Genomic DNA, 23,012 nt, shown 5'->3' on the forward strand with positions numbered 1-23,012 from the left:
TCCCCTCAGTGCCGTGATGCTGGCGCTCCAGCACGGAGCAACCGGCTTCTCGGTCCCGGTCCTGCTCGTGGGGCTGGGCCCCAGCGTTCTCGATATCGATATTGGACCGCTACTGGCGTTGGTCCCGATCGGTCTCGTCGCCGGCGTCGGCTACGGCATCGCGTACTACTACCGGTTCACGTACGAAGTCACCGCGAGTACGTTCGACGTCTCCTCGGGGGTGTTCTCGCGCCGGTCCCGCGAGATCCCCTACCGGCGGATCCAGAACGTCGATATCTCACAGGGGCTCTTCCAGCGGGTGGTCGGCCTCGCGGTCGTCTCGATCGAGACCGCCGGCGGCGGCGACACCGAAGCGACGCTCCGGTTCGTCAGCGAGGACGAGGCGGAGCGGCTCCGGTCGGAAATTCGCCGATTGACGGCCGCCACCGGAGAGAGGACCGCCGACCCCGAGTCCGATCGGCCGGCGTCCGACGAATCGGTCCCGTCCACCGCCGAGCGCACGCGCAAGGACCGCTCCCGAGGCGATGCCGCGCCGACGCTGCTGTTCGACCTCGAGACCCGGGAACTCCTGCTCTACGCGGTGACCTCGTTCCGGTGGGGCGCGGCGGTCTTTCCGATCGCGATACTCGTCTTCCTCGGCGGTGCCGACTCCGGATCGGGGCTCGTGCCCGCGTTCGTCATCGACGCCGCTCGGCCCTTCGGCGGGCCGGAGACGCTCGAGGGCGCGGCGGTCGGCCCACTGCTGGTGTTGGTCGCGGTCACCGCCGTCCAGTGGTCGCTTCTCACCTACGTCTCGAGCGTGATCTACACCGTCGCGAACTACCACGGGTTCCGCCTCGGCCGCGCGGGCGAGGACTTCGTCTACGAGCGCGGGCTGGTCCAGCGCTACAGCGGCTCGATCCCCGCGGAGAAGGTCCAGTCGGTCACGGTCACCGAGAACCCGCTCCAGCGGCTGGTCGGCTACGCCGGCCTCTGGGTCGAGACGGCGGGCTACGGCCCCGACAGCGGCGGCGGCAGCCAGTCGGCGGTCCCGATGGCGAAACGGGACCGCGTCTACCGGTTCGCCGAGAACCTCACCGGTGCCGAGTCGCCCGACTTCCGCGGTCCGCCGACGCTGGCTCGCCGCCGGTATCTCGGCCGGTACGCCATCGTCGCGGCCGTGATCGTCGCCGTCGCGTTCGGCCTCGCACGGGTCTCGACGTTCGACCGCTGGTATCTCACGGCCGTCGTTTTCCTCGCCGTACCGCCCGCCGCCTACCTCAAGTACGCCAACCTCGGCTACTTCGTCGGCGACGACCACCTCGTGATCCGCAGCGGGTTCTGGAAGCGCCGGACGACCGTGATCCCCTACTACCGGATCCAGACGGTCTCGACCCGGCGCTCGGTCTTCCAGCGTCGGCTCGGGCTCGCCTCGCTGGCCGTCGACACCGCCAGCTCGCGCACCTTTGCGTGGGGGTCCCCGACGATCTACGACATCGACCTCGAGACGGCCCGCGAGATCCACGACACCGGCCGGGAACGGCTCCAGTCGGCGCTCCGCGAGCGCGCCCGGACGGACGATCTCGGCCTTTCGGTGGATTTTACGTGACTCGCTCCGACGCTCCGCGTATGGCAGACGGAGACGATTACCGACTCGAGGAGGACAGCCTCGGCGAGATGCAGGTGCCCGCGGACGCCTACTGGGGGGCACAGACCCAGCGCGCGATCCAGAACTTCCCCATCTCGGGGATCACGTTCAGTCGGCGGTTCATCCGCGGGCTCGGCGTCGTCAAGAAGGCCGCCGCGCAGGCCAACCGCGACCTCGGACTCGTCGACGACGACGTCGCCGGGGCGATCATCGAGGCCGCCGACGAGGTCATCGCCGGCGAACACGACGACCAGTTCCCGGTCGACGTCTTCCAGACCGGCTCGGGCACGTCCTCGAACATGAACGCCAACGAGGTCATCGCCAACCGCGCCGCCGAGATCATGGGCTCGGAGATCGGCGACCGCGTCGTTCACCCCAACGACCACGTCAACTACGGCCAGTCGAGCAACGACGTCATCCCGACCGCGATGCACGTCGCCTCCCTCGAGGCGGTGGAGAAAGACGTCATTCCGGCGCTCGACACGCTCCGCGAAGCGCTCGAGGAGAAAGAAGAGGAGTTCGACGACGTGATCAAGACCGGCCGCACGCACCTGCAGGACGCGACGCCGGTCACGCTCGGCCAGGAGTTCTCGGGCTACCGCACCCAGGTCGAGAAGGGGCTGGCCCGCGTCGACCAGGTCCGTGACCACCTCGGCGAACTCGCGCTGGGCGGGACCGCGACCGGGACCGGCCTCAACACGCACGAGGAGTTCCCCGGCCGCGCCGCCGAGTACATCACGAAGGAGACCGGCGTCCAGTTCCGCGAGGCCGACAACCACTTCGAGGCCCAGGCGGCCCACGACGCGATGAGCGAGGCCCACGGCGCGCTCCGGACGGTTGCGGGCTCGCTGAACAAGATCGCCAACGACCTGCGCCTGCTCGCCTCGGGCCCCCGGAACGGACTCGGCGAGATCGAACAGCCGGAGAACCAGCCCGGCTCCTCGATCATGCCCGGCAAGATCAACCCGGTCGTCGCCGAGGCCGTCAACCAGGTCCACAAGCAGGTCGTCGGCAACGACGCCGCAGTTTCGGCCGGCGCGGCCGAGGGTCAGATCGACCTCAACCTCTACAAGCCCGTGCTGGCACACAACTTCCTCGAGTCGGCCGAACTCATCTCGAACGCGAGCCAGGTCTTCGGCGAGCGCTTCGTGCGAAAGCTCGAGGCCAACGAGGCCTACTGCGAGGACCGCGTCGAGCAGTCGATGGCGATGGCCACCTCGCTGAACGTCCACATCGGCTACGACAAGGCGAGCGAGGTCGCCAAGACCGCGCTCAAGGAGGACAAGACCGTCCGCGAGGTCGTCCTCGAGAAGGGCTATCTCGACGAGGAGGAGGCCGACGAGGTCCTCGATCCCCGGAAGATGGCCCAGCGCGGTATCCTCGGACAGGACGACTGAGACGGCGCGGATCCCGTTTTCGATCGGTGGTCTCGACCCTCTCAGGGTCGTGCGACGAGAACCGACGCGTCGACGCTCCGGACGACGCGATCGGTCGTACTGCCGAGCAGCCGTTCTTTCACGCCCGATTGGCCGCTGGCCCCCATGGCGACGAGGCCGACGTCGCGCTCGGCGCAGTACGCTTCGATCACCTCGTGGGGGTCGCCCTCGCGGGTGAGCCGTTCGTAGTTCACGCCGGCCGCTTCGGCCCGGTTCGCGGCCTCGTCGAGGGCCGACTCGGCTGCTTCCTCGAGCGTCTCGGTGAGCTGCGGGGCGATGTTCCCCGACGCGCCGGCGGACATCTCCGTCCCCACGTCCACGACGTGGAGGAAGTGAACCGTCGCTCCCGCACCCTCGGCGATCGAAACGGCCTGCTCGACCGCCGCCTCGCTCGTCGCGCTCCCGTCGGTCGGAACCAGAACGTCGTCGTACACGGTAATCGCCTCGACGCCGGCGGACAAAAAGCGAACGCGCGCACTCGCGGGGCCCGTCGTCCCGACTGCGCCCGCGATCGATCAGCGATCGACCGGCTCGAGCTGAGCCTGGTCGAGCGGGTCCTCGATGTCGCCCATTACCGCCTCGAGCAGGTCGGTCACGGTGACGAGGCCGACGACCTCGCCGTCTTCGATGACCAGGGCGAGTTCCTGGTTCTCGGCCTGGAACTGGTCGACCGCGTCGCTGACGTCCGCGTCGGGCGAGAGCGTCATCGGCGGCGCCGCCAGCTCCTCGTAGTCGACGGTGCCGTCGGCCAGTTCCTCGCGGTGTCTGACGAGGATCGGCGTGTAGAGGATACCGCGGAAGTCGGTCAGTTCGTCGCCGACCAGCGGATAGCGGGTCTGGGGCCGCTCCTCCATCTTCCGGAAGTTCTCCTCGGGGTCGGCGTCGGTCGAGAGCGCGACGATCTCCTCGGGCGGGACCAGTAGCTCGCTGATCGACTGCTCGCCGATCTGGAACGCGTTCATCACCTCTTCGCGACGTTCCTCGGAGAGATCGCCCTCTTGCAGGATCGAGCCCAGCCGGTTTCGCAGGTCGGCCCGGGACTCGATGACGTCCTCCTCGGTCTCGAGCCACGCGCCGGTCATCTCGATCCCGAAGAACTTGAGCGTCAGTTTCGCGATCCCGTCCCCGAGCGTGATGACCGGCGAGATGATCCGGTAGAACCAGTACAACGGCGTGGCACCGTAGCGACAGACCAGCCGCGAGCGCTCGACGCCGAGATACGTCGGCGTCTGCTCCCCATGGGTCAGGTGGACGAGGTTGATGATGAGGAAGGCGAGGATCGCCCCGCTACCGATCGTGGCCAGCGCCGTGTTCTCGAACACCGGCTCGAAGATCGCCGCCAGCGCGGGTTCGGCGACGATCCCGACCGCGATACTCGAGGCAGTAATCCCCACCTGACACGTGGTCAGATAGAGTTCGAGGTCGTCGGTCATTGCCCACGCCCGCTCGAGTTTCGGGTTATCGCCGACGAACTCCTCCTCCGTGAACTGTCTCGCGCGAGTCAGCGCAAACTCGATGGCGACGAAGAAGGCGTTGGCCAGGATCAGCAACACCCCTGCGAACAGTCGCCCACCGATGACGAACGAGTTCATCACTGCAGTGTTGCATCGCCGAACACAAATCTGTCGGGGAATCGACTCACCGTCGCCGCCCCGCGGCGCGCTAAAAGGTAGTCCTGCCCCTCGCGGTCGGTCGCCGGACGGTGACCCGAGCGAGCCGTCGGCCGCACTGTCCCCCGCGTCGAGCTACCAGCGACCGGAACACTCGACGCCGAGTAAACACGACTTCTGACCGTTCTTTCTTCCCGACTCGTCGACCCCAAATCGGGACAGTGACGCCGAATCAGTGGTGTCTGCGCCGGAATAAAAGAACCCAAGCAGTTTTGGCGAAGGCTCGCGTCAGACGAAATATGCACACCTGTCGCAACTGCAACCAGTCGTTTCAGACCGAGCTTGCCCTCGAGTTACACCGGGATACGTGCGAAGACGGACAGCTCCTCTGTGAGGTATGCGGGGAGCGATTCCAGGAGGGGTCGGCGACCCAGGACGGCTGGCACTACGAGTGCCCCAACGAGGACTGTGACGGCGACGGACTACAGGAGGACCTCTATCGCGTCGACGACGTCCGAGCCGCGACCCACTGACACCGACTCACGTCTCGTCTACTGACGGCGGGGGCGACCACGGTCTCTGCCCCCGATACGTCACCCTTGTTCTTCGCAGTTGCTCTCCCCTCTCGCCCCTACGCGTCGTAGCTCGTCTCGAGGTAGTCGATCAGTTCGCGAACGATCGACGGTTCGAACGTCCAGAAGCCGGCGTACTCGCCGGGGTCTCGTTCTTCGGCGACCAGGGCACCGCAGTGCCTGCCGTCCTCGCCGCCGTCGAAGACGACGAACCAGAACGCGCCGAGTTCCCCGGAGCCGGTGACGACCGAGACGCCCTCGAGCGGGGTCGGCCACTCCCCCGCCAGAAACACCGTCACGTCGATCGAGTCGCGGGCACCGAACCGCTCGTAGACCCCCGTCTGGGCCCGCAACGCCGCCGGTCGCTGGAAGCCAGCGTACAGCCGGCCGGCACCGACCCGCCACGCCCGCTCTTCGATCTCGCGGGAGGTCGCGAGCAACTGCTCGCGGGTCGCGGACGCAAACAGCGTGTTCTCGAGGAAGTCGAACAAGTGAGCGGGATCGGGCCCGGCGTCGGCCAACTCCCACGGCGGATGGTCCGTCGGCGAGAGGATCGCCTCGAACCCCTCGAGCCCCAGCGCGCCCCGAAACGCGCCCTCGGCGTCCCGGACGATCACGAAGCCGGTCCCGTCGAGTAGCCCCAGCGGACGATGTGTCACCTCGGCGGTTCGCGTCTCGAACCCTCGACGGAGCGCCGTCACGACCGACTCGTCGTCGGTGTATATGTCGAGGGTCTTGTACCGTTGATCCACCGCCTCGAAGGCGTCTCGGAGCGACCGCATCGTCATCACTCGACGGCCCGGAGACAGTCGAGGATCGACTCCGGGATCGACGTCTCGGTGACGTCGCCGGACTCCCTGTCGAACGCGAGCAGGCCCATGTCCTCGAGCCGCGGTAGCGTCTCGTGGTACAACTGGATCCTGATCCGGTCGCGATCGGCCGGCGACGCGATCGTCCCGTCGGCGCTGGCGGCCACGCCGGCGATCACGTCCGCGAGTTCCTCGACCGCTGGCGATGGCTGCTGGTGGCAGTAGACGATCGTCGCTCGAGCGGTCGGCGACGCAAGCAGCCGGAACACGTCATCGACCGGTCGGTCGTCGACCGCCGAACTGAGCGCAAACGGATCGAGTTCGGCACGGTCGCCTCCCATCGTTCGATGTAATCTATGTTAACGTCAGTCATATACTTATCCCTCGTGAGCCCCGTTCCCCGGGCCCGATCTCCTCGCCCGTGAGGACGATCTCCGTTGCAGTTCTGGTCCCGACCACGGCCTCGAGGAAGGGAACGTACGCGTCGCGGCGATGCCGAACTGCACTTCGGGCAGCGACAGCGTCGTTCCCTCGCCGACGCTCTCGGTCGTTGCAAACTCACCGCCGCTTTCCCATGTTTTAATCGGGTCGTCCCCTCAGGATAGGTATGGAACGGCTCACGCCGCGAGTGCGGGTCGTCTGGCTGGCCCTTGCGCTGGTTCGGGCCGCGATCTTCGGTGGGATCGTCGTCGGTGCCGCGATCGGGGTCACCCGGACCGATCTCTGGGCGGGCGCGCCGGACATCCTCGTGCCGGCCGCCGTCGCGATCGCCGTCGTCCTCGCCGTCCTCCGGGTCGTCGTCGCCTGGCTTCGCTACGGTGTCTGGCGGTTCGAACTCCGGGACGACGACCTCTACATCGAGCGCGGCGTCTTTACACGAGTCAGAACCGTCGTCCCCTACGTCCGGGTCCAGCACGTCGACTCCCGGCGCTCGCCGCTCGAGCGGACGACCGGGCTCGCGACGGTCGTGGTCTACACGGCCGGCTCCCGGAGTTCGGACGTCGCGATCCCCGGGCTGACGCCGGCCCGTGCGGAATCGCTTCAGGAGTCGCTTCGGGGGCTCGCGATCGAGAGCGAGGGTGAAGACGCCGTATGAGATCGCTGCATCCCGCGTCGGTCGCCGTCCGTTCGCTGTCACGGAGTCTCAATACCGGCTTCCTGTTTTTCGTCGTCGGCGTCGTCGTCTCGCCCGGCGGGAACGGGATCGATCTCCTGTCGGTGTTCGGTCTCGTCGCGGTCGGAATCGTCGTCGGCATCGTCTACGAGTTCGCCTACTACCAGCGGTTCCGGTACGACCTGACCGACGATACGTTCGACGTCACCTCCGGCGTCCTCGCGCGTCGGGACCGCGAACTCCCGCTCGGTCGGATCCAGAACGTCGACATCAGACAGAACGTCCTCGGTCGCGTCCTCGGCATCGCCGCCGTCCATATCGAGACCGCCGGCGGCGGTCAGACCGAAGTCAGCCTCGAGTACGTCTCGGAGGACGAGGCCCATCGGCTCAGGCGACAGCTCCGGCGTGGCGCGAGCGGGGGCAAACCGGCCGACGACGCCCTCGAGGCGGACGACCACACTACGGCGTCCGACGCTGGCCCCGACGAAACGCTCCTGTTCGAGATTCGCCCGCGAGAACTCGTGATCCTGAGCGTCTTCACCATCGACCCCGGGGCAAGCCTCCTCGGCGGTATCGCGCTGTCCTTTGCCAGCGGCTTCGATCCCGCGACGCTGCTGCCCGGGGATCGTATCGGCTGGCTTCCGGGCCCCGAAACGGGTCCGCTCGTCCTCGTGTGGGGCCTCCTCCTGTTCCTGCTCGCCGCCTGGGTCGTCAGCGCGGTGCTTACGTTCACCCGATACTACGGGTTCCGGCTCACCCGCGCCGACGACGAACTCTACTACGAGCGCGGACTCCTGCAGCGCTACAGCGGGACGATCCCGCTCGAGAAGGTTCAGGCGCTGACGATCTCGAAGTCGGTTCCGTTCCGCTGGTTCGGGTACGCCGCCCTCAGCGTCGAGACGGCCGGCTACGCGCCCGGACAGTCCGACTCCAGGGGCACCGAGTCCGCGATCCCGCTTGCCGACGCCGACCGGGTGAACGAACTCGCACGCGCGATCGAACCGTTCGGCCCGGTCGACCTCGAGTCGCCGCCCCGCCGTGCGCGCGAGCGGTACGCGATCCGGTACCTGCTCGTCGTCGCCGCCGTCGTCGCGATTGCGGCGCTGGTGGCGCGGTACACGGGATTCCTCGGCCGGTGGTACCTGCTGGCCGCCCTCGCCGTCCTCGTCCCGCTCGCCGCCCACCTGAAATGGACTAGCCGGGGCTACCAGGTCGGCGACCGGTACTTCCTCACGCGGACCGGCTTCTGGCGGCGAACCACGAAAGTCGTCCCCTACTACCGGGTGCAGGCCGTCCTCCACCAGGCGACGATCTTCCAGCGCCGGCGGAACCTCGCCAGCGTCACCGCCGACACCGCGAGTTCGGCCTCGCTGCTCGGCCGGGCCGCGACCGCCCACGACATCGACGACCAACGGGGCCTCGAGCTACAGGCCGACCTCGAGGAGCGACTGCAGGAACGACTGCGGGAACGCAAGCGCCAGCGGACGGTCGGACAGTGGTTCCGGGAGGCCGACGACGGGGACTCGAGCGACGAGGACCCGTCACCGGAGTCCAACGACGATCGGTAGCACGCTCATAATCAAACGGAGATCTGCTCCTTCGTTGCATCAACGGTCACGTCTGCTCCAAGCGGAAGCGGAATACACGGGTCCGTGTGACCGTAATCGAGACCGAAGACAAGCGGAATACCCGGATTATATCGTTCGATTTGTTCGAGTATCGCCTCTCGCTGTGCCGCACAGTATTCTTCCCGATTCACGTCGGCGGCAAACGTTGCAGGCCGTCCAACTAGGACCGCATCGAACTGCTGGAGCAATCCGCGCTCACCCATGCACATGAGCGTCCATCCGATCCGCTCGGCATCCGGTGCATCGTCGGCAGTTTCCAGTACGAGAACAGCACCCTCTAGATCACTCGTATCCGGTACGTATCGTTCCGTCTGAAGGTGCCAACTGATGATTTCGAAACAGCCGCCCCATAGTCGCCCTTCGACTGTCGTACTCGGGCCATACCATTCCCAGCCATGGTTGTCGAACCACTCACGCGGCTCGCCCGTGTCAAAGTCATAGAAACGGTCACTCCATTCGGATGCCGGGTGGAGTTCTCCCAGTCGCTCCTCGAAGAACGCACGGCGAAGATACTCCGCAGTGTACGAATGCAGTTCCGGGTCACAGGCAAGGTCGGGCATCACTTGCCCACCCGAATAGGAGACGATTCCTAGATTCCACAGATACAACGAGAGGTTGCAGTTGTCACTGTATCCGAAAAACCGAGTTGGATTTTCTCGGAGAATGTCCGGGTCGAGGTGTTTCAGGATCCGAAGTTGGTCATCTCCACCGAAGACGGCAATCGCCGCGCTTATGTCCGGATCTTCGAAGGCGCGCATAACGTCGGCGGCTCGTTCTCGTGGATGCTCGCGGAGGTATTCCCCGTTCTGCTGTGCAGTTTCGTAGAGAACCGGCTCGAGGTCAAATCGGGAGCGGAGACGCTCTACTGCAATATCGATACAGTCTTGGCTGGCGACCATCGACGAGGGCGCGAGTATCGCAACCGTATCTCCCGGTTGTGCGGGCGGGGGATGAATCGGTGATGGCATACAAATAATATATTTCTACTGTCAAATAGGGTTTGTGTTCCACTGCGTTCCCCGTATGCCGCGACGAGGAGACAGCTCCCGCTGTTCAATCCAAGGGATCAGTCTTGGCATGCCCGGCTTCAGCAACCAGAATGGATATAGCGATATATTGTTTATCACCTGGCGGCACGCATCGTCCGGCCCACCACACAACACGAGCGTCCGCCCGCCCGAGACGGACCCCTTCTCCAAGGGCACTCGACCACGAGGGCGATAGAAACCGAGAGTCGACGGCGGACTCCGGAACGACGTGAAACGGCTCAGGACCGTTCTAAGCGGAGCGAGAGAAAGAAGATAGAGGACGGGATAGCTGGTGAGGAAAACGACGATTCAGGCCGTAAATCGACTGTCGTAGCGCAACTCAACACCGATGAGAGGTCTTCAGGAAGAGTACTCGTCGTCAGCCATGTCCCCGACTGCGGGGACGGCAGTGAGTCCCGTCAGTACCAGTCGAGCAATGAGCGATATCGACCCGCGGTGAGAACCGCCCGAGACAGTGTGGGCCGAAACCACCGCAAACGGCGAAGGAGTGAACGACCACCGCGTGACGACGAGCGACTTTCGATCGGGTTCACCTCGCCCATCCTCGAGACGACCGAACGATCGGTGCTGACTTCGCGATGATCGTTACAGGATCGTCCCGAGTGACACGGGTCCTCGAGCCGCGGCCGTGACTCGAGCGAGCGAAACGAAGTCCGAGCCGATCGATCCCGCTCGAGTCGTGTCTCCGAACCGTGGCCGGTGCGACGCATCACCCAACTGCTGCTTTAGGACGGTCGGCGTCACGACCGCTCGAGTATCCATCCTACTATTTATCTCAATTTCTATCACCATTCTCACTGACCGATGATATTGAATTCTAGGCCTATCAGAATGCCTGATCTGAATTCATAGGGGGATAGATCGGCCAGAGTGGGTGATAGAGATGGAGATAAATTCACTATTCCACCGGGTACGGCCCCCTATATCGATGATTTCGGGCGTTTCGGTAGTACACCTTTCTTGGTACACTGTGCATACAGTGTATCAGGATCTGGAGGTGTCGGGGCATGAGCGTCGATACCGACGACGGGTTCGGCCCGTTCTGCGGAGCGCTCGGCTGCACGGACGACGCCGAGTACGTCATCGATCACCCGAAGCACGGTGAGCTGACGGTCTGTTCCGGCTGCGTCGGAGACTACGAGGTGATCCGCCTTGTCTGACGAGCCCGCTGTCAGCCCGGAGGACGCCCTCGAGGTTGCCCAACGCGCCCTCGCAAAAGTTCAGGACCTCGAGGAGTGCGTCGCGAAACTCGAAGCGTTGCACGAGGACTCCATCGACGAGGCCGCCGACTACGACGATCGCGACGCGGCCGTGATCGAACACCTCGAGCCAGGGGAGCCGGTCAAGGTCACCCGACTCCACAAGCTGTACCGTCGTCACACCGATATTCGGGCTGACGATACGCTCAAGAAACGGGTCCGCGGTCTCGTCGCGGGTCCGGACTTCCGGATCGCGCGTGCCGGCGAGATCCTCTACGATCCCGATGGAGGTGAGCAGCGGTGACCAACGACTACGCCGACGCCCGGCACGCCGACGAGTCGCTCGACGAGGACGCGGCCAACGACGTCGCCTTCCGGAAACTCATCTACGGCCTCGCCGGTGACGAGATCGACCCGACCGAGTGCGGACCTGTCGAGGCCGCCCAGCGCGCCGTCGATCGCGTCGAGGGTCTCGAGGAAGAGAACGAGCAGCTCCGCCAGCGCGTGGTCGAACTTCGCGACCAGGTCAACAAGATGAACCAGGCGGCCGATCTGTACCAGTCGGTTGCCCGGAAGAGCGCCGCGAAGCGCGACCAGCAGGCCGCGATCGTGCTGAAGCACGCGGCGAGAGTCACTGGCGGAGCGACTGGTCGCGAAGAGTACGACGGCGGTCGCATTCAGGATGTCCTCGAGGCTGCCGATGTCGATATCCACCGGACGAACACCTACGACGTCATGGAGAAGGCCGAGGAGTTGGTCGGTGACAAGAGCATCTGCCGGTTCCAGAAAGAGTCTCGCTCGAGTTCACAGAACACGCGTCTGATCGTCAAGTCGCCGACCGAACTCCCGGAGACGGTTGCCGGCGTCCGGATCCACGAGGGGGTGTTGTCGGGGTGAACACCTGTTGCGGAGGTGTTGCGGTTACACAACACCTCATGAGGGGGCCCCCGCCCCCAGGACCGTTCTGAGTACAAGGACGGTTGAATTGGGAGAAAATCCCCTGAAGTAATTCAAGAAAGCAAATGTCGATTAGTCAACGGTACGCTCGCACATCGCTCGCATCGCTCGCATTCGAACGACGCAACACCGCTCGTTCGGTGTTGTGTAGACTACACACCTCCGCAACACCGGTCGAACGGAGGTGGACCGAGTAATGTCGGCCCAGTCAGACGCTGCAAACGCGGAACTCGTGGATTCGTTCCAGGAGTTCTTCCGCGACTACTACGACGACGAGATCCGGACGCTTGCCCAGCACTACCCGAACGAGCAACGTTCGCTCGAGGTCGACTGGGAGGACCTCTTCCGGTACGATCCCGATCTCGCGGACGACTACCTCGGCCAGCCAGAACAGCTCCAGCGGTACGCCGAAGAGGCGCTTCGGCTGTACGACCTCCCGATCGACGTCTCGCTCGGGAACGCACACGTCCGCGTGTACAATCTGAACGGGACTGACTCGTTCTACCCGGGGTGGTTCTCCCCGACGAAGCGCCACAAGAAGACTCCCTTCCTCACGGTCGAAGGGCAGGTCGAGAAGGCCACCGACGTCGACCCGAAGATCGAGGAAGCCGCCTTCGAGTGCCAGCTCTGTGGATCGCTCACCCGAGTCCCGCAGTCCGGGACGAGCGACGACTTCCAGGAACCCCACGAGTGCCAAGGCTGCGAGCGACAGGGGCCGTTCCGCATCAACTTCGACCAGTCGGAGTTCGTCGACGCGCAACTGCTCCGACTCGCCGAGCCTCCGGAAGTGATCGGCGGTGGCGACGGGACTAAGATCGACATCGCCGTCGAAGACGATCTCTGCGATCAGGCCGAACCTGGCGACCGCGTCAGCGTCACCGGCCGCCTCCGGCTGCAGCAGGAGGGGTCAAACAGCAAGAAGAGCGCCCGGTTCAAGCCCTACCTCGAGGGTCACCACATCGAGATCTCCGACACCGACTTCGAGGACCTCGAGATCACCGAGGAGGACAAGCAAGAGATAGAGGCGATCGCGAACGGCGAGTACGGCCCTCTGTTCGAGGTCGTCCTCGCCAGTATCGCACCCGACCTCACCGGGGAGAAATACGAACTCATCAAGGAGGGCATCTTCCTGATGCTGATCGGCGGCGCCACCGTCGAACTCGATAACGGCCGCGAGGTCCGGGGCGTCTTCCACATGCTCCTGATCGGCGACGCCTCAACCGGGAAGTCGACGCTGCTCCGCGAGGCGAAACAGATCGCGCCGCGGTCGGTCTTCGCGAACGGCAAGGGCGCGACCGAGGCCGGGATGACCGCCACCGCGAAGCAGGACGACTGGGCGGACGGCGAGTGGACGCTCGACGCCGGCGCACTCGTCCAGGCGAACAACGGCCTCGCGTGCATCGACGAGATCGACAAGGTCCGCGAAGATGTCCAGGACTCGATGCACGGCGCGATGGCCGACATGAAGGTCGACGTCAACAAGGCGGGGATCAACACGACGCTCCCGTCGGAGACGTCGGTGTTCGCCGGCGGGAACCCGAAACACGACCGATGGGACGACTACGTCGCCGACAGCGAGCAGATCGACCTGAGCGAGACGCTCCTCTCCCGGTTCGCGCTCATCTTCAAGCTGCAGGACAAGCCCGATGAAGAGACGGACCGAGAGAAGGCCGAACACGTCCTCGAGACGAAAGAGGCGGCGAAAGCCAAACGCGCCGGCGAGGCGGACGGCACCGATGACGACGATCGCGTGATCGACCACGACCTCCTGCGAAAGTACGTCGCCTATGTGCGACAGCTCCCCGACCCGCGCTTCCGGACCGAGGAGATGCGGAACAAACTCCGGGACGCCTACGTCCGGATGCGGGGCGTCAACGGCTACGACGAGGACGCGCCGGTGCCGATCACGCTGCGAAAGCTTCAGGACATGCACCGGATCGCCGAGGCGAGCGCCCGGGCCCGGCTCTCGCAGTGGATCGAAGAGGAGGACATCATGCGTGCGAAGCGGCTGGTCGGCGAGTCCCTCCAGGACTACGGGATGAACGAGGACGGCGAGTTCGACGCCGATATCGTCGAGGCGAACTCCTCGAAGCCCCAGCGCGACCGAGTCAAGAACGTCAAGGCCGTCATCCGAGAGCTGCAAGCCGGCAAAGCCGGTGGCGTCCCCTACGAAGACGTCTTCGAGAAACTCGAGGAGATGGGCATCTCCCAGGAGAAGGCGAAACACGAGATCGAGAAGCTCAAACGGAAAGGCGACGCCTACGAGCCGAAGACGAACAAGGAGGTGCGGGTGACGTAGATGGCCCGCTCCTCTACCACCCAGACGGAAGCAGAGCGGCGCAAGCGTTCGAAGGAGGTCTACGAAGCGCTCGTCCGTGCCGTCGACTACAACTCGGGTCGCAAACAGCCGCCGCTCGCGAAGAAGACGTCGGTCATCGGCACGCTCCACGGCGCCGGCTACGGCCGCTTCGGCCTCGAGGAACTCGACAAGGCGATCACGGCCGCCTGTCGCAACGGCGATCTCTTCCGAGCCGAGGACGGCAACGGCGACGTCCGGCTTGGGATCAACGACCGGTGGAAGCTCCGCGAGAAGATCGAATCGAACCTCTCGTGCGTCGAGGAACCGCGAGACGATGTGATCGGGCTGGCGAACGCACAGGTCGAAAAACTCCGACTTCGAGGTGAGAACGATGACTGACTCCGGTAACTGCAGCAGCGGTACTGAGCAAAGCCATTACTGCGAACTCTGCGAGACCGGGTTCGAAACGGCTCACGAGATCCTTAACCACGACTGCGATGGACGGCCAAAACTGGATGATTCTGACTCTCCCCCTCGAGGGTCAGCGTTCGATTCGTCAAATTCTGGCCGAACACTACAGACGGGCACTGATCAGCCTATCTCACAGTCTGAGAACTCTACGCGAACCGGAGGGGGTGACGACTCGTGACGACCGGCTACGTGGTCGATCTCGACAACGGACACAACGGCTACTGCGTCGAGAGCCTCGTCGGCGTCACCTACTGCGGTGAAACGTTTGACCCGGCGGCCGTCGATCGCGAGCTCTACGCGATCGATCGCGGCGAGGACCACCCGCACAATTACCTCTGCTACGACTGCTCGAAGGCGGACTCGCGGAAGATCCGCGGTGCAGTTCGAGGTGAAACAGCGTGAGCCGCCGAACGAAGTACCGCAAGGAGGTCAGCACGGGCGGGATCCACCCTGGCGAGAACGACCACTACGCGATCGGTGTCCGGCCGCCGATGAACGGCAACGACGTCTACTGTCTCATCCAGTTCGACGGTGGTACGTGGGGCGAAGGCGGCCGATCGGTGGAGTCGCGCGACGAGGCCATCGAGTACATCCACGATCGCTTCGAGGGCCTCGAGCAGAAGGCGACCGACGACAAGCGTCGGGGCAGCATCAACCACTACCCCGAGCCGCCGAAGCCGGCGAACACACGGTACATCGTTCACCCGGACTACGAAGACGAGATCGGGCCTCGAGAGGTCTGGGGCGATGCGACGCTCGCGACGTTCGGCGCCGAGCCGACGTCGAAGTACGCCGACAAGCCCTGGTACCAGACTCGCGACGCCTACCACGAGTGGCTCGAGCCGGTCCGCGAAGCTGACGGCGATCTCGTCTATCGCATCTACGCGAGGGACATCACCGAGATGGCCTACTGGTGGTATGTCGCCGTCGACGGCGAGCTCCACATGGTCCGATACCGGCCGGACTCCGGCCGCCGGAAGATCGTTACGTCGACCTGGACATCGGCGACGCGGCGCGCCGGCGGGATCGGGATCACGAACGCGCCGCCCGCAGACTGCCGGCTGCTTGACGTCGACGAGACGCCGTTCTCCGCTGGCCTCGAGGACGACGCGATCGAGGAGTGGCTCGAGCGTCACGCACCGGACGCACTGTCGAAGTCGGTGGCCAACCAGGTCGATGACGATGCCGAGATGCCTTCCCGCCGAGCTCGAGGTGAGACGGCGTGAGTGTCTTCGAGGACACCGTCGAACTCTGGCAGAACGCTCTCGAGGACGACGACGTCGCGACGGTCGAGGGTCCCGCCTCGATCGAGACCCTCCTGGAGGCCCGCGACCGCTTCGAGCAGCTGGGCAACGAGCCTCGCGACGGCTGCCTCGTCATCTCGATCGACATGGCCCGGGAGATCCCGCGGGGTTGGGTCGAGATTGATGGGCCCGCGGTCCCCGACGGTCACGAGGAGTTCCGCCCGTTCGAACGGATGGTCACGGTCACCGATCGCGTCGGCGGCGAGGTCGCGTTCATCTGCCGCTCGGACGCGGTCCGCCTGGACATGACCGTCCTCGAGGCCGACGGGGTCGTCGCGATCGACTTCGACCGAGGTGACACAACCGATGCCTAAGCAACTCCCCAAGGAGATCGCCGACGAATCGGCCGCGGTCCGACTCGTCTACAAGACGCTCGAGGCCGAAGACGCGCCACTCTCCCAGCGCGATATCGTCGACGCAACGGCACTCACACGGCGGACGATCCGCGAGGCCGTCCCCACACTCGAGGACGCGGGCCTCGTCAGTAGCTACAACCACCCATCGGATCAACGCCGACGGATCTACTACCTTCGCGAGGAGTACGACAACGTCGTGGGGGCCCATCGGGCGTTCACGATATCGGAAAGGTAGCACTATTTGATTCGCTTTTAAGCCCGACAGTCACCATAACTGATAGCAACGGCTGTCTCCTATCGCTCCCCGATCGAGGCAACGACGACATCGGGGGGTGGCCGACAGCCATCGGCTTCTCCTGCACCCATGTCCACCACAGCCCACACCATCGACGAGGTCCAGGGCCGCGACGAACCCGACCGTGTCTTCCGGCGCTACGTCTTCAACAACCCCTCGATCTGTTCGTGTTGCTTTCGACGGCTGAAAGCCAACGAGAGCCACGTTCGGGCGTACTCAGGGATTACTGGACACGACCTCGAGCCGAAGGCCACTCGGGCCGTGTCGGTCCGGGCCCACAAGACCGGTCCGGGCGAGATCGGCCCCGAAGGCCCACTCGAGGGCACTCGGCAGGTCGACAACACGGCGATCGCGAAGTACCCCGTCCGCACGGTCTGCGAGGACTGCGGATCGATCGCCGGCCGAGCTGACTCGGATCCGCTGAGCCGACGAAAAGCGCTCGCTCGTGCTGAAACACTCGCTGATCGACTCGCGGAGGTCGGCGAGCCGGTCCAACTGAACCTCCTGAAGCACCTCGTTGGCTACCTCAAGTCTCAAGAGGATCTCTCGAGCTACGACACGGAGTGTTTCGAGGCCGCGACCACGATCGCTGTTCGCGAGGCCCGCGGTCGACGATGACCGTCCACCCGATCGAACCGGGGCTGCCCGTCGAGGTCCGCTTCGCCGGTCGCCGCCTCGAGGGCGTCGTCGACGAAGTCCGCTGGACGCCGACCTGGAACAACCCGCGCTCGGAGATCGTCGTCGACGCCGACGGCACGACGATCACGACGGGGCGGGCATCGATCCAACCACTCACCAACTGATCCACCCATGGAACCGAAAGATCCCGACGCACCGATCGACCCGTATAGCGAGTACGACCTCTACGACGTCATCAACGGCGACCTCCCCGCCGGCAAGTCGACCGAGTACGAGGGCCCCCACCTCATCTCGAGCGGGCCCAGTGTCACCGTCCAACCGGACGGCCACGCCGGCTCGGTCGATACGATTGATCCCGAGGACTACGACGACGTCCTCGAGCTGGTCGACGAGCTGAACGGCCTGGTCCTCGAGTGGCGCGAGCTATCGATCAACGGTACCGACGAGGATCTCATCGAGTGGGCCGGGCCGTGGGTGACATCGGACGAGTCGAAGGCCGACGATGACCACTGGCTCGTCGTTCCGGAGGATATCCCCGAGGCCGGCGTCTAACGAAGTTCCCCGATGACGTCCGACGTCGCCCCCACCCCGTCGGACCGAGGGCTCCCCACTCGCTCCCGCCCGCTTCGGGACGGAAGCACCCGCGACTACCAGACGTCCACGGGCCGTCCCGACCCGCGCCGGGATCAGGCCGGGAAGGCCTCTCGCTGACACACCCGAGACCCGGCGCTTTTCCATACGCTGACTGACCATGCTCGAGACACAACCAGACGGAGCGACGCTCGCACCACACCACTTCACGTGGGGTGCGCTCCTCACGGCCTGGGCCGCGACGTACGCCTGGGACCGTTTCACCGACCGAGAGCCGCTCATGCTCTCGCTGGGCGTCGTTGCCGGCCTCTTTTCGTTCGTGATGCTCTGGCGGTACTACGCCGTCGCCGGCGCCATCGGTACGCTCGTCGGGACGGTGATCACGACCGCCGGCCTCGTCCGCTTTCGCCGGTACGCCTCGAGGCCGTCCTTCTGGGTGGCCGCGTTCGGCGTCTACGCGATGTGGGACGACTGGGCCTCGCACGCCCTCAGCATCTGGACGCCGCTGGACTGGCTGTTCGAGGCCTACGTTCACGGCATCATTTCCTGATACACATGACACCCGACACCGACTCAGGTAGCAGTACAGGCTACAAGACGACGGCCAAGACCGCTATTGCCGGCGCCATCCTACTCGCGTTCTTCGGGACGTGGCTGGCGATGGAGTGGACTGGCCGACAGCCCGACTCGCTGATCCTACTCGGCGCGGTCGCGATCGCCGTCGGCGCGGGCTACTACCTTTGGGACGACGCGATGGGCGAGGGCGTCCAGGCCGTCGACGATCTGCAATCCGACGGTGACGAGAGCGGAAGTCCAGAGGACTGATAGATGCCATGGCGACGAGACAACACAAATCAACGACCCGCGAATCGATCCGGGAGTGCAACGAAGCCGTTTCGAGGCGATTCCACGTGACGCTCGCCGTTTACAAGACAATCAAGGCGACAACGCAGCTGATCGGCGTCGTCGGTGGCATCCTCGCGATGCAACAGGGCGCCGACCCGATGACATCGCTGACGATCATCGGCGCGATCCTCGTCGGGCCGGAGATCCTCGAGTACACGATCGCGAACGAGCCGCCTCGAGACCACGACCGCAAGGACTGACTCATGACTGAGGACCTCACCGAGATCGACGGCGTCGGGCCAGCGATAGCCGAGGCGCTCGAGGAGGCTGGCTTCAAGACCGTCGACGACGTCCTCGCAGCGAGCGTCGACGAACTCGCCGACGTCCATATGATCGGCGAGAAGTCGGCGAAGGGGATCCACGAGGGCGAGGGCACCCACCGCGGTCGCGATCCGAAGCTCACGAAGCAGCGCCAGGAGGCGATCGCGTCGATGCTCGAGGACGGCCACTCGGTCGCTGCAGCCTGCCGGTGCAACGGCATCGGCCAGACGACGTTCTACGAGTGGCTCGAGAAAGCCGACGACCAGGAGGAAGGCATCTACGCGGATTTCGCGGACAGGGTCGCGAGCGCGCGAGGGGCTGGCGAGGCGAAGCTCGTCGACGATCTCCTCGAGATGGCCCGCGAGAACGGAGACGCCCGGACGATCCTCTCGGTGCTGAAAAACCGCTACCCCGAGTCGTGGGGAGAACACGATGACGACGACGCCGGCTCGGGCAGCGTCGAAGTCTACCTCACATCGGAGAAAGACTGATCCATGAGCCTCGAAACAACCCAGATCCCGTACCAGCGCGACGGCGACGATGTCGTCGGCATCGGAAGCTACCGAGTCCTCGAGACGTTCGATGGCCGTGCCGACGAGGACGTCCGGGAGGACATCCGAGAGAAGACTGAGGTGGCGCTCAAGGACTACCCCGAACTCGCGGGCAAGACGGTCACGATCGGCCGGATCGATCCGGACGAAGATGCGAACGCTCAGGCCTTTTTCTACAACCTGCTGACGGCCTACCACACTGACCGCTTCGCATCACTTCAGACCGTCTACCACGAGCTCGCACACCTCGCCATCTTCGTCCAGCACGAACAGGGTGAGGACGTCCCGCTCTCGAGTGAGGAGTACTGTTCGATCGTCGCCGTCTCCCGGATGCCCGTGCGCTACCTGGAGCACGACAACCGGGAGGACATCTCCTACCTCGGGACGCCGACCGTCCCGAAGGCAGAGTGGCCCGAGATCTGCCAGCGGGCACTCGAGTACCGCGAGGAGAACGGGCGGAACAGCCACTACATCCAGCGCTGCAAGGAGTGGCTCGAGGTGGACGCATGAGCACAACTCGATCCACGACGTCGTACGCCGAGGAGTTCCCCGAGCCGAGCTACACGATCTTCGATCGGCAACGGGACTCTCGAGAGGTCCGGCCGTACGTCCATCCGGACACCGGCCTCGCTCCCCAGGAGGACTTCCTCGCTGGGCCCGAGGGCGACGCCGCGATCTCGTCGGACGCCTCGAACCACGTCATCATCTCGGGACTCGGCGCCGGCAAGACGGCGACACTCATCATGCGCGCCTGGGCGAACGCCGAGCGCTGGAACCGCGGCGAACTGGGCGCGCTCATCGCCCCGGACTGGCCGACCATCAAGAACGCCATCCTCCCGACGATGCGAGAGTTCGGCCTCCTCGAGGTCTGCGACTACGTCGGGCCCGGTGGCGAAGAGCCCGGTGTCCACACACCCAGTGGCTCGCGCATCATCCTGCAGACGGCGTCTAACGAGCGCAAAATCCGCCGTCTCCGTGGCCCGAACCTCGCGTGGGTCGGGATTGACGAGCCGGCGTCAGTCGCCGAGCGTGCCTGGGAAGTCCTCTCCGGCCGTCTCCGGGTCGGCAACTACCGGAACGCGTTCCTGACCGGGACGCCTCGAGGCTTCAACTGGGTCTACGATCGCTTCTACGAGGACGACGCCGAGATCGTCCACGACGACGTCTACGAGGTCCGCGAGTCCGACCGGGTCCGGGGCGTCTTCGGTGTCCCATCGTGGCTCAACCCCCACAATCCGGACGACTACATCGAGCGCCTCGAGGACGAGTACTCCGGGTCGTACTACCAGCAGGAGGTCGAGGGCGCGTTCACCCAGTTCGACGGCCTCGTCTACCCGTGGTTCGACCGCGACGAGCACATCGTCGAGTCGGAGGACCTCCCGGACAGCTGGGACGAGACGATCTACGGCGTCGACTGGGGCTTCTCGAACCACGCGGCGATCATCGCCATCCGGATCCACGGCGACCGCTGGTACGTCGCCGAGGAGCGCAAGTCCCGCCGGATGGGCAACGACGACATCGCCGCCGAACTCGAGCAGATGGAGGACGATCACGGTTCGGGCCCGGTCTACTGTGACAGCGCCGAGCCGAAGTCGATCGAAGCGCTGAACGAGCACGGCTTCGACGCCCGGAAGTCCGACAAGTCGGTCGAGGAGGGGATCAAGGCCGTCGCTGCGAAGCGTGACGAACTCCGCGTCCACGATCTCTGCCAGGAGACGATCAACGAGTTCCACGCCTACCAGTACAAGGACGGCCGGGAGTCGGAGAAGCCGAAGAAGGAGAACGACCACATCATGGACGCCCTCCGCTACGCGGTCTTCACTCACGAACATAGCGACGATAACGACCCAAGCGGGTCGGGGACGTGGTAATCCATGACTGATACTTCTACAGCAGACGAGACGGACGACGCCGCCGGCGGTGGTCGGGAGGCCGAACTGGTCGCACAAGACGATGGGCTCTCCGCCCGGCAGGAGTTTCAGATGCGGTTCGCACTCGCCCAGGCGTTGGGTGAGAACATCCCCGGCGACGAGGACTACTACGAGGTCTTCAGCTGGGACAAGAACCCGACCGTCGAGGACTTCTTCGCCCTCGCGCTGCGGAACCCCTACGCCTATGCCGTCACGTTCCTCCCGCCGTCGACGACCTGGCGCAACCCGCCGCAGATCGACGATAGGGCCGAGCCCCCAGAGGGCGTCGACCAGACGCAGTTCGAGAGCGACGTCCAGGAGCTCGTCGACGATCACCAACTGTGGCACTACGCGAAGCGGGCCGACAAGCTCGCCGGCGTCGGGAAGTTCGGCGTACTCGTCCTCGAGTTCGACGACGTCGACGATCCCGACGGCTTCTCGAGTCCGGTCGAGGCCGGCGCCGAACTCACGGGACTCCGGCCGTTCTCAAGGGCGTCGGTCACAGATGTCGCAGTCGGCGGGCCTGGCTCTGGGCGCTGGGGAGATCCGGTCGAGTACACGCTCGACCTCTCGGACGAGAACGAGTACGAGACCGTGATCCAGCACCACGGCGACGAGACGGTCGACGTCCACTGGCAGCGGGTCATCCACATCCCGTCGGACGAGCTTCTGGACGATGAGCTTCGAGGCATCCCGCGACAGAAGCCGGTCTACAACAACTTGATCGACATCGAGAAGACGCTCGGCGCCGCCGGCCAACTCGTCTACCGAGCCGCTGCGTGGGGTATCCACATCAACATCTCCGAGGACTTCAACCTCGAGGACGACGGTGACCAACTCCGCGAACACCTCCAGCGCTGGCAGCACGGCCTCGAGAACGTCCTTCGGACCCATGGCGCCGACGACGTCAAGAGCCTCGGCGGCGAGGACATCGACCCGCAGCCGGTCATCGACCCGAACATCGAGGCGGTCAGCGCCCAGACAGGGCTCCCGCAGTCCGTCCTGAAGGGCAACGAGAGCGGCGAGCGGGCCACCACGCAGGACCTCAAGGAGTGGTACGGGAAGATCGCCGAACGGCGCAACGAGTTCGTCGAGCCGCAGATCGTCCGTGCAACCATCGACCGGCTGCAGGACATCGGCACGATCGCCGAGCCTCGAGGCGAAGGCTACGAGGTCGACTGGCAGCCCCTGGCCGAGATGTCCGAGTCGGACCAGGCAGAGATCCGCAAGACGCGGGCCGAGGTCCTCGAGACGTGGCTGCAGGTCGCGCCTGGTGTCCTCACCCCCAAGCAGCAACTGGAGTTCATCGAGGACGGCGATCTCCCGTCCGAGCTCGAGGACGCCGACCTCCCGGAACTGGACGAAGCCGATCCGGAGGTCGCGGCACAGTTCGAGTCCGCGTTCGGTCCTGCGGAGGCTGATGACTGA

General features: G+C 65.1%; 29 protein-coding genes. 24 read left to right on the top strand and 5 right to left on the bottom strand.

What is annotated here, in order from left to right; all coding sequences use genetic code 11:
• Positions 1 to 16 precede the first annotated feature (16 nt).
• Complete coding sequence (locus tag NP511_RS20605) at positions 17 to 1,588, top strand: PH domain-containing protein (protein WP_049964182.1); 1,572 nt, start codon at positions 17 to 19, stop codon at positions 1,586 to 1,588.
• Positions 1,589 to 1,608: 20 nt separating this feature from the next.
• Positions 1,609 to 3,024 (top strand): class II fumarate hydratase, encoded by a 1,416-nt coding sequence (locus NP511_RS20610; protein ID WP_049964183.1) that lies wholly within the window; start codon positions 1,609 to 1,611, stop codon positions 3,022 to 3,024.
• A gap of 41 nt (positions 3,025 to 3,065) precedes the next feature.
• On the opposite strand, the gene NP511_RS20615 is transcribed toward NP511_RS20610, so the two are convergent.
• Together NP511_RS20615 and NP511_RS20620 are read right to left on the bottom strand one after the other, a co-directional pair.
• On the bottom strand, positions 3,066 to 3,497 hold the full coding sequence (locus NP511_RS20615) for a universal stress protein (protein ID WP_049964551.1): 432 nt from the start codon (positions 3,495 to 3,497) through the stop codon (positions 3,066 to 3,068).
• A gap of 81 nt (positions 3,498 to 3,578) precedes the next feature.
• On the bottom strand, positions 3,579 to 4,655 hold the full coding sequence (locus NP511_RS20620) for a CNNM domain-containing protein (RefSeq protein WP_049964184.1): 1,077 nt from the start codon (positions 4,653 to 4,655) through the stop codon (positions 3,579 to 3,581).
• A 317-nt stretch (positions 4,656 to 4,972) separates the two neighbouring features.
• Here NP511_RS20620 and NP511_RS20625 point away from each other — a divergent pair, with 317 nt between their 5' ends.
• Positions 4,973 to 5,206 (top strand): HVO_2901 family zinc finger protein, encoded by a 234-nt coding sequence (locus tag NP511_RS20625; RefSeq protein ID WP_006180878.1) that lies wholly within the window; start codon positions 4,973 to 4,975, stop codon positions 5,204 to 5,206.
• Between the two features lie 98 nt (positions 5,207 to 5,304).
• On the opposite strand, the gene NP511_RS20630 is transcribed toward NP511_RS20625, so the two are convergent.
• Entirely contained in the window at positions 5,305 to 6,033 is a 729-nt protein-coding gene (locus tag NP511_RS20630) for a DICT sensory domain-containing protein (RefSeq protein WP_049964185.1), read from the bottom strand.
• A complete protein-coding gene (locus tag NP511_RS20635) occupies positions 6,033 to 6,395 on the bottom strand; it encodes a DUF7344 domain-containing protein (RefSeq protein ID WP_006180876.1) in 363 nt (120 codons plus the stop codon). The genes NP511_RS20630 and NP511_RS20635 overlap by 1 nt, the downstream gene beginning before the upstream one ends.
• 266 nt (positions 6,396 to 6,661) lie before the next feature.
• Between NP511_RS20635 and NP511_RS20640 the strand changes: the two genes are divergently transcribed.
• Together NP511_RS20640 and NP511_RS20645 are read left to right on the top strand one after the other, a co-directional pair.
• Positions 6,662 to 7,150 (top strand): PH domain-containing protein, encoded by a 489-nt coding sequence (locus NP511_RS20640; RefSeq protein ID WP_049964186.1) that lies wholly within the window; start codon positions 6,662 to 6,664, stop codon positions 7,148 to 7,150.
• Positions 7,147 to 8,736: a PH domain-containing protein gene (locus tag NP511_RS20645; RefSeq protein ID WP_049964187.1), complete on the top strand. Its 1,590-nt coding sequence runs from the start codon at positions 7,147 to 7,149 to the stop codon at positions 8,734 to 8,736. Before NP511_RS20640 ends, NP511_RS20645 begins: the two co-directional genes overlap by 4 nt.
• Positions 8,737 to 8,747: 11 nt before the next feature.
• Here the strand turns inward: NP511_RS20645 and NP511_RS20650 are convergent, their stop codons facing one another.
• Positions 8,748 to 9,764 carry a S66 family peptidase gene (locus NP511_RS20650; RefSeq protein WP_049964188.1) on the bottom strand — a complete coding sequence of 339 codons (1,017 nt, stop codon included), beginning with the start codon at positions 9,762 to 9,764 and terminating at the stop codon, positions 8,748 to 8,750.
• A 1,088-nt stretch (positions 9,765 to 10,852) separates the two neighbouring features.
• Between NP511_RS20650 and NP511_RS20655 the strand changes: the two genes are divergently transcribed.
• The 19 genes from NP511_RS20655 to NP511_RS20745 all read left to right on the top strand — a co-directional run bounded on the left by NP511_RS20655 (position 10,853) and on the right by NP511_RS20745 (position 23,012).
• Positions 10,853 to 11,005: a hypothetical protein gene (locus NP511_RS20655; protein ID WP_162834883.1), complete on the top strand. Its 153-nt coding sequence runs from the start codon at positions 10,853 to 10,855 to the stop codon at positions 11,003 to 11,005.
• Complete coding sequence (locus NP511_RS20660; RefSeq protein ID WP_006649631.1) at positions 10,998 to 11,348, top strand: hypothetical protein; 351 nt, start codon at positions 10,998 to 11,000, stop codon at positions 11,346 to 11,348. The genes NP511_RS20655 and NP511_RS20660 overlap by 8 nt, the downstream gene beginning before the upstream one ends.
• Positions 11,345 to 11,941 (top strand): hypothetical protein, encoded by a 597-nt coding sequence (locus NP511_RS20665; RefSeq protein WP_049964189.1) that lies wholly within the window; start codon positions 11,345 to 11,347, stop codon positions 11,939 to 11,941. The genes NP511_RS20660 and NP511_RS20665 overlap by 4 nt, the downstream gene beginning before the upstream one ends.
• Positions 11,942 to 12,197: 256 nt before the next feature.
• Positions 12,198 to 14,300 (top strand): minichromosome maintenance protein MCM, encoded by a 2,103-nt coding sequence (locus tag NP511_RS20670; protein WP_049964190.1) that lies wholly within the window; start codon positions 12,198 to 12,200, stop codon positions 14,298 to 14,300.
• Positions 14,301 to 14,699, top strand: a complete 399-nt coding sequence (locus NP511_RS20675; RefSeq protein WP_049964191.1) for a hypothetical protein — start codon at positions 14,301 to 14,303, stop codon at positions 14,697 to 14,699. It begins immediately after the preceding gene.
• Between the two features lie 246 nt (positions 14,700 to 14,945).
• Positions 14,946 to 15,173 (top strand): hypothetical protein, encoded by a 228-nt coding sequence (locus tag NP511_RS20680; RefSeq protein WP_049964192.1) that lies wholly within the window; start codon positions 14,946 to 14,948, stop codon positions 15,171 to 15,173.
• Positions 15,170 to 15,997 carry a hypothetical protein gene (locus NP511_RS20685; protein ID WP_049964193.1) on the top strand — a complete coding sequence of 276 codons (828 nt, stop codon included), beginning with the start codon at positions 15,170 to 15,172 and terminating at the stop codon, positions 15,995 to 15,997. Before NP511_RS20680 ends, NP511_RS20685 begins: the two co-directional genes overlap by 4 nt.
• Entirely contained in the window at positions 15,994 to 16,389 is a 396-nt protein-coding gene (locus NP511_RS20690; protein ID WP_049964194.1) for a hypothetical protein, read from the top strand. Before NP511_RS20685 ends, NP511_RS20690 begins: the two co-directional genes overlap by 4 nt.
• Positions 16,382 to 16,666 (top strand): MarR family winged helix-turn-helix transcriptional regulator, encoded by a 285-nt coding sequence (locus tag NP511_RS20695; protein ID WP_049964195.1) that lies wholly within the window; start codon positions 16,382 to 16,384, stop codon positions 16,664 to 16,666. Before NP511_RS20690 ends, NP511_RS20695 begins: the two co-directional genes overlap by 8 nt.
• Before the next feature lie 129 nt (positions 16,667 to 16,795).
• Complete coding sequence (locus NP511_RS20700) at positions 16,796 to 17,344, top strand: hypothetical protein (protein WP_049964196.1); 549 nt, start codon at positions 16,796 to 16,798, stop codon at positions 17,342 to 17,344.
• A complete protein-coding gene (locus tag NP511_RS20705) occupies positions 17,341 to 17,529 on the top strand; it encodes a hypothetical protein (protein ID WP_006649639.1) in 189 nt (62 codons plus the stop codon). The genes NP511_RS20700 and NP511_RS20705 overlap by 4 nt, the downstream gene beginning before the upstream one ends.
• A 7-nt stretch (positions 17,530 to 17,536) precedes the next feature.
• Complete coding sequence (locus tag NP511_RS20710; RefSeq protein ID WP_049964197.1) at positions 17,537 to 17,917, top strand: hypothetical protein; 381 nt, start codon at positions 17,537 to 17,539, stop codon at positions 17,915 to 17,917.
• A 199-nt stretch (positions 17,918 to 18,116) separates the two neighbouring features.
• Positions 18,117 to 18,506, top strand: a complete 390-nt coding sequence (locus NP511_RS20715) for a hypothetical protein (protein ID WP_049964198.1) — start codon at positions 18,117 to 18,119, stop codon at positions 18,504 to 18,506.
• 5 nt (positions 18,507 to 18,511) lie between these two features.
• Positions 18,512 to 18,781, top strand: coding sequence for a hypothetical protein (locus NP511_RS20720; protein ID WP_049964199.1), 270 nt, complete (start codon positions 18,512 to 18,514; stop codon positions 18,779 to 18,781).
• A gap of 8 nt (positions 18,782 to 18,789) precedes the next feature.
• Positions 18,790 to 19,062, top strand: a complete 273-nt coding sequence (locus tag NP511_RS20725) for a hypothetical protein (RefSeq protein WP_006649642.1) — start codon at positions 18,790 to 18,792, stop codon at positions 19,060 to 19,062.
• Between the two features lie 3 nt (positions 19,063 to 19,065).
• Positions 19,066 to 19,614 carry a helix-hairpin-helix domain-containing protein gene (locus tag NP511_RS20730; protein WP_049964200.1) on the top strand — a complete coding sequence of 183 codons (549 nt, stop codon included), beginning with the start codon at positions 19,066 to 19,068 and terminating at the stop codon, positions 19,612 to 19,614.
• Between the two features lie 3 nt (positions 19,615 to 19,617).
• Positions 19,618 to 20,184 (top strand): hypothetical protein, encoded by a 567-nt coding sequence (locus NP511_RS20735; protein WP_049964201.1) that lies wholly within the window; start codon positions 19,618 to 19,620, stop codon positions 20,182 to 20,184.
• The gene (locus NP511_RS20740; RefSeq protein ID WP_049964202.1) at positions 20,181 to 21,545 is read left to right on the top strand and encodes a PBSX family phage terminase large subunit; all 1,365 of its coding nucleotides are present in this window, start codon (positions 20,181 to 20,183) and stop codon (positions 21,543 to 21,545) included. Before NP511_RS20735 ends, NP511_RS20740 begins: the two co-directional genes overlap by 4 nt.
• A gap of 3 nt (positions 21,546 to 21,548) precedes the next feature.
• Positions 21,549 to 23,012: an anti-CBASS protein Acb1 family protein gene (locus NP511_RS20745; RefSeq protein ID WP_049964203.1), complete on the top strand. Its 1,464-nt coding sequence runs from the start codon at positions 21,549 to 21,551 to the stop codon at positions 23,010 to 23,012.

It is taken from the genome of Natrinema thermotolerans (assembly GCF_031165565.1).
Lineage (GTDB): Archaea > Halobacteriota > Halobacteria > Halobacteriales > Natrialbaceae > Natrinema > Natrinema thermotolerans.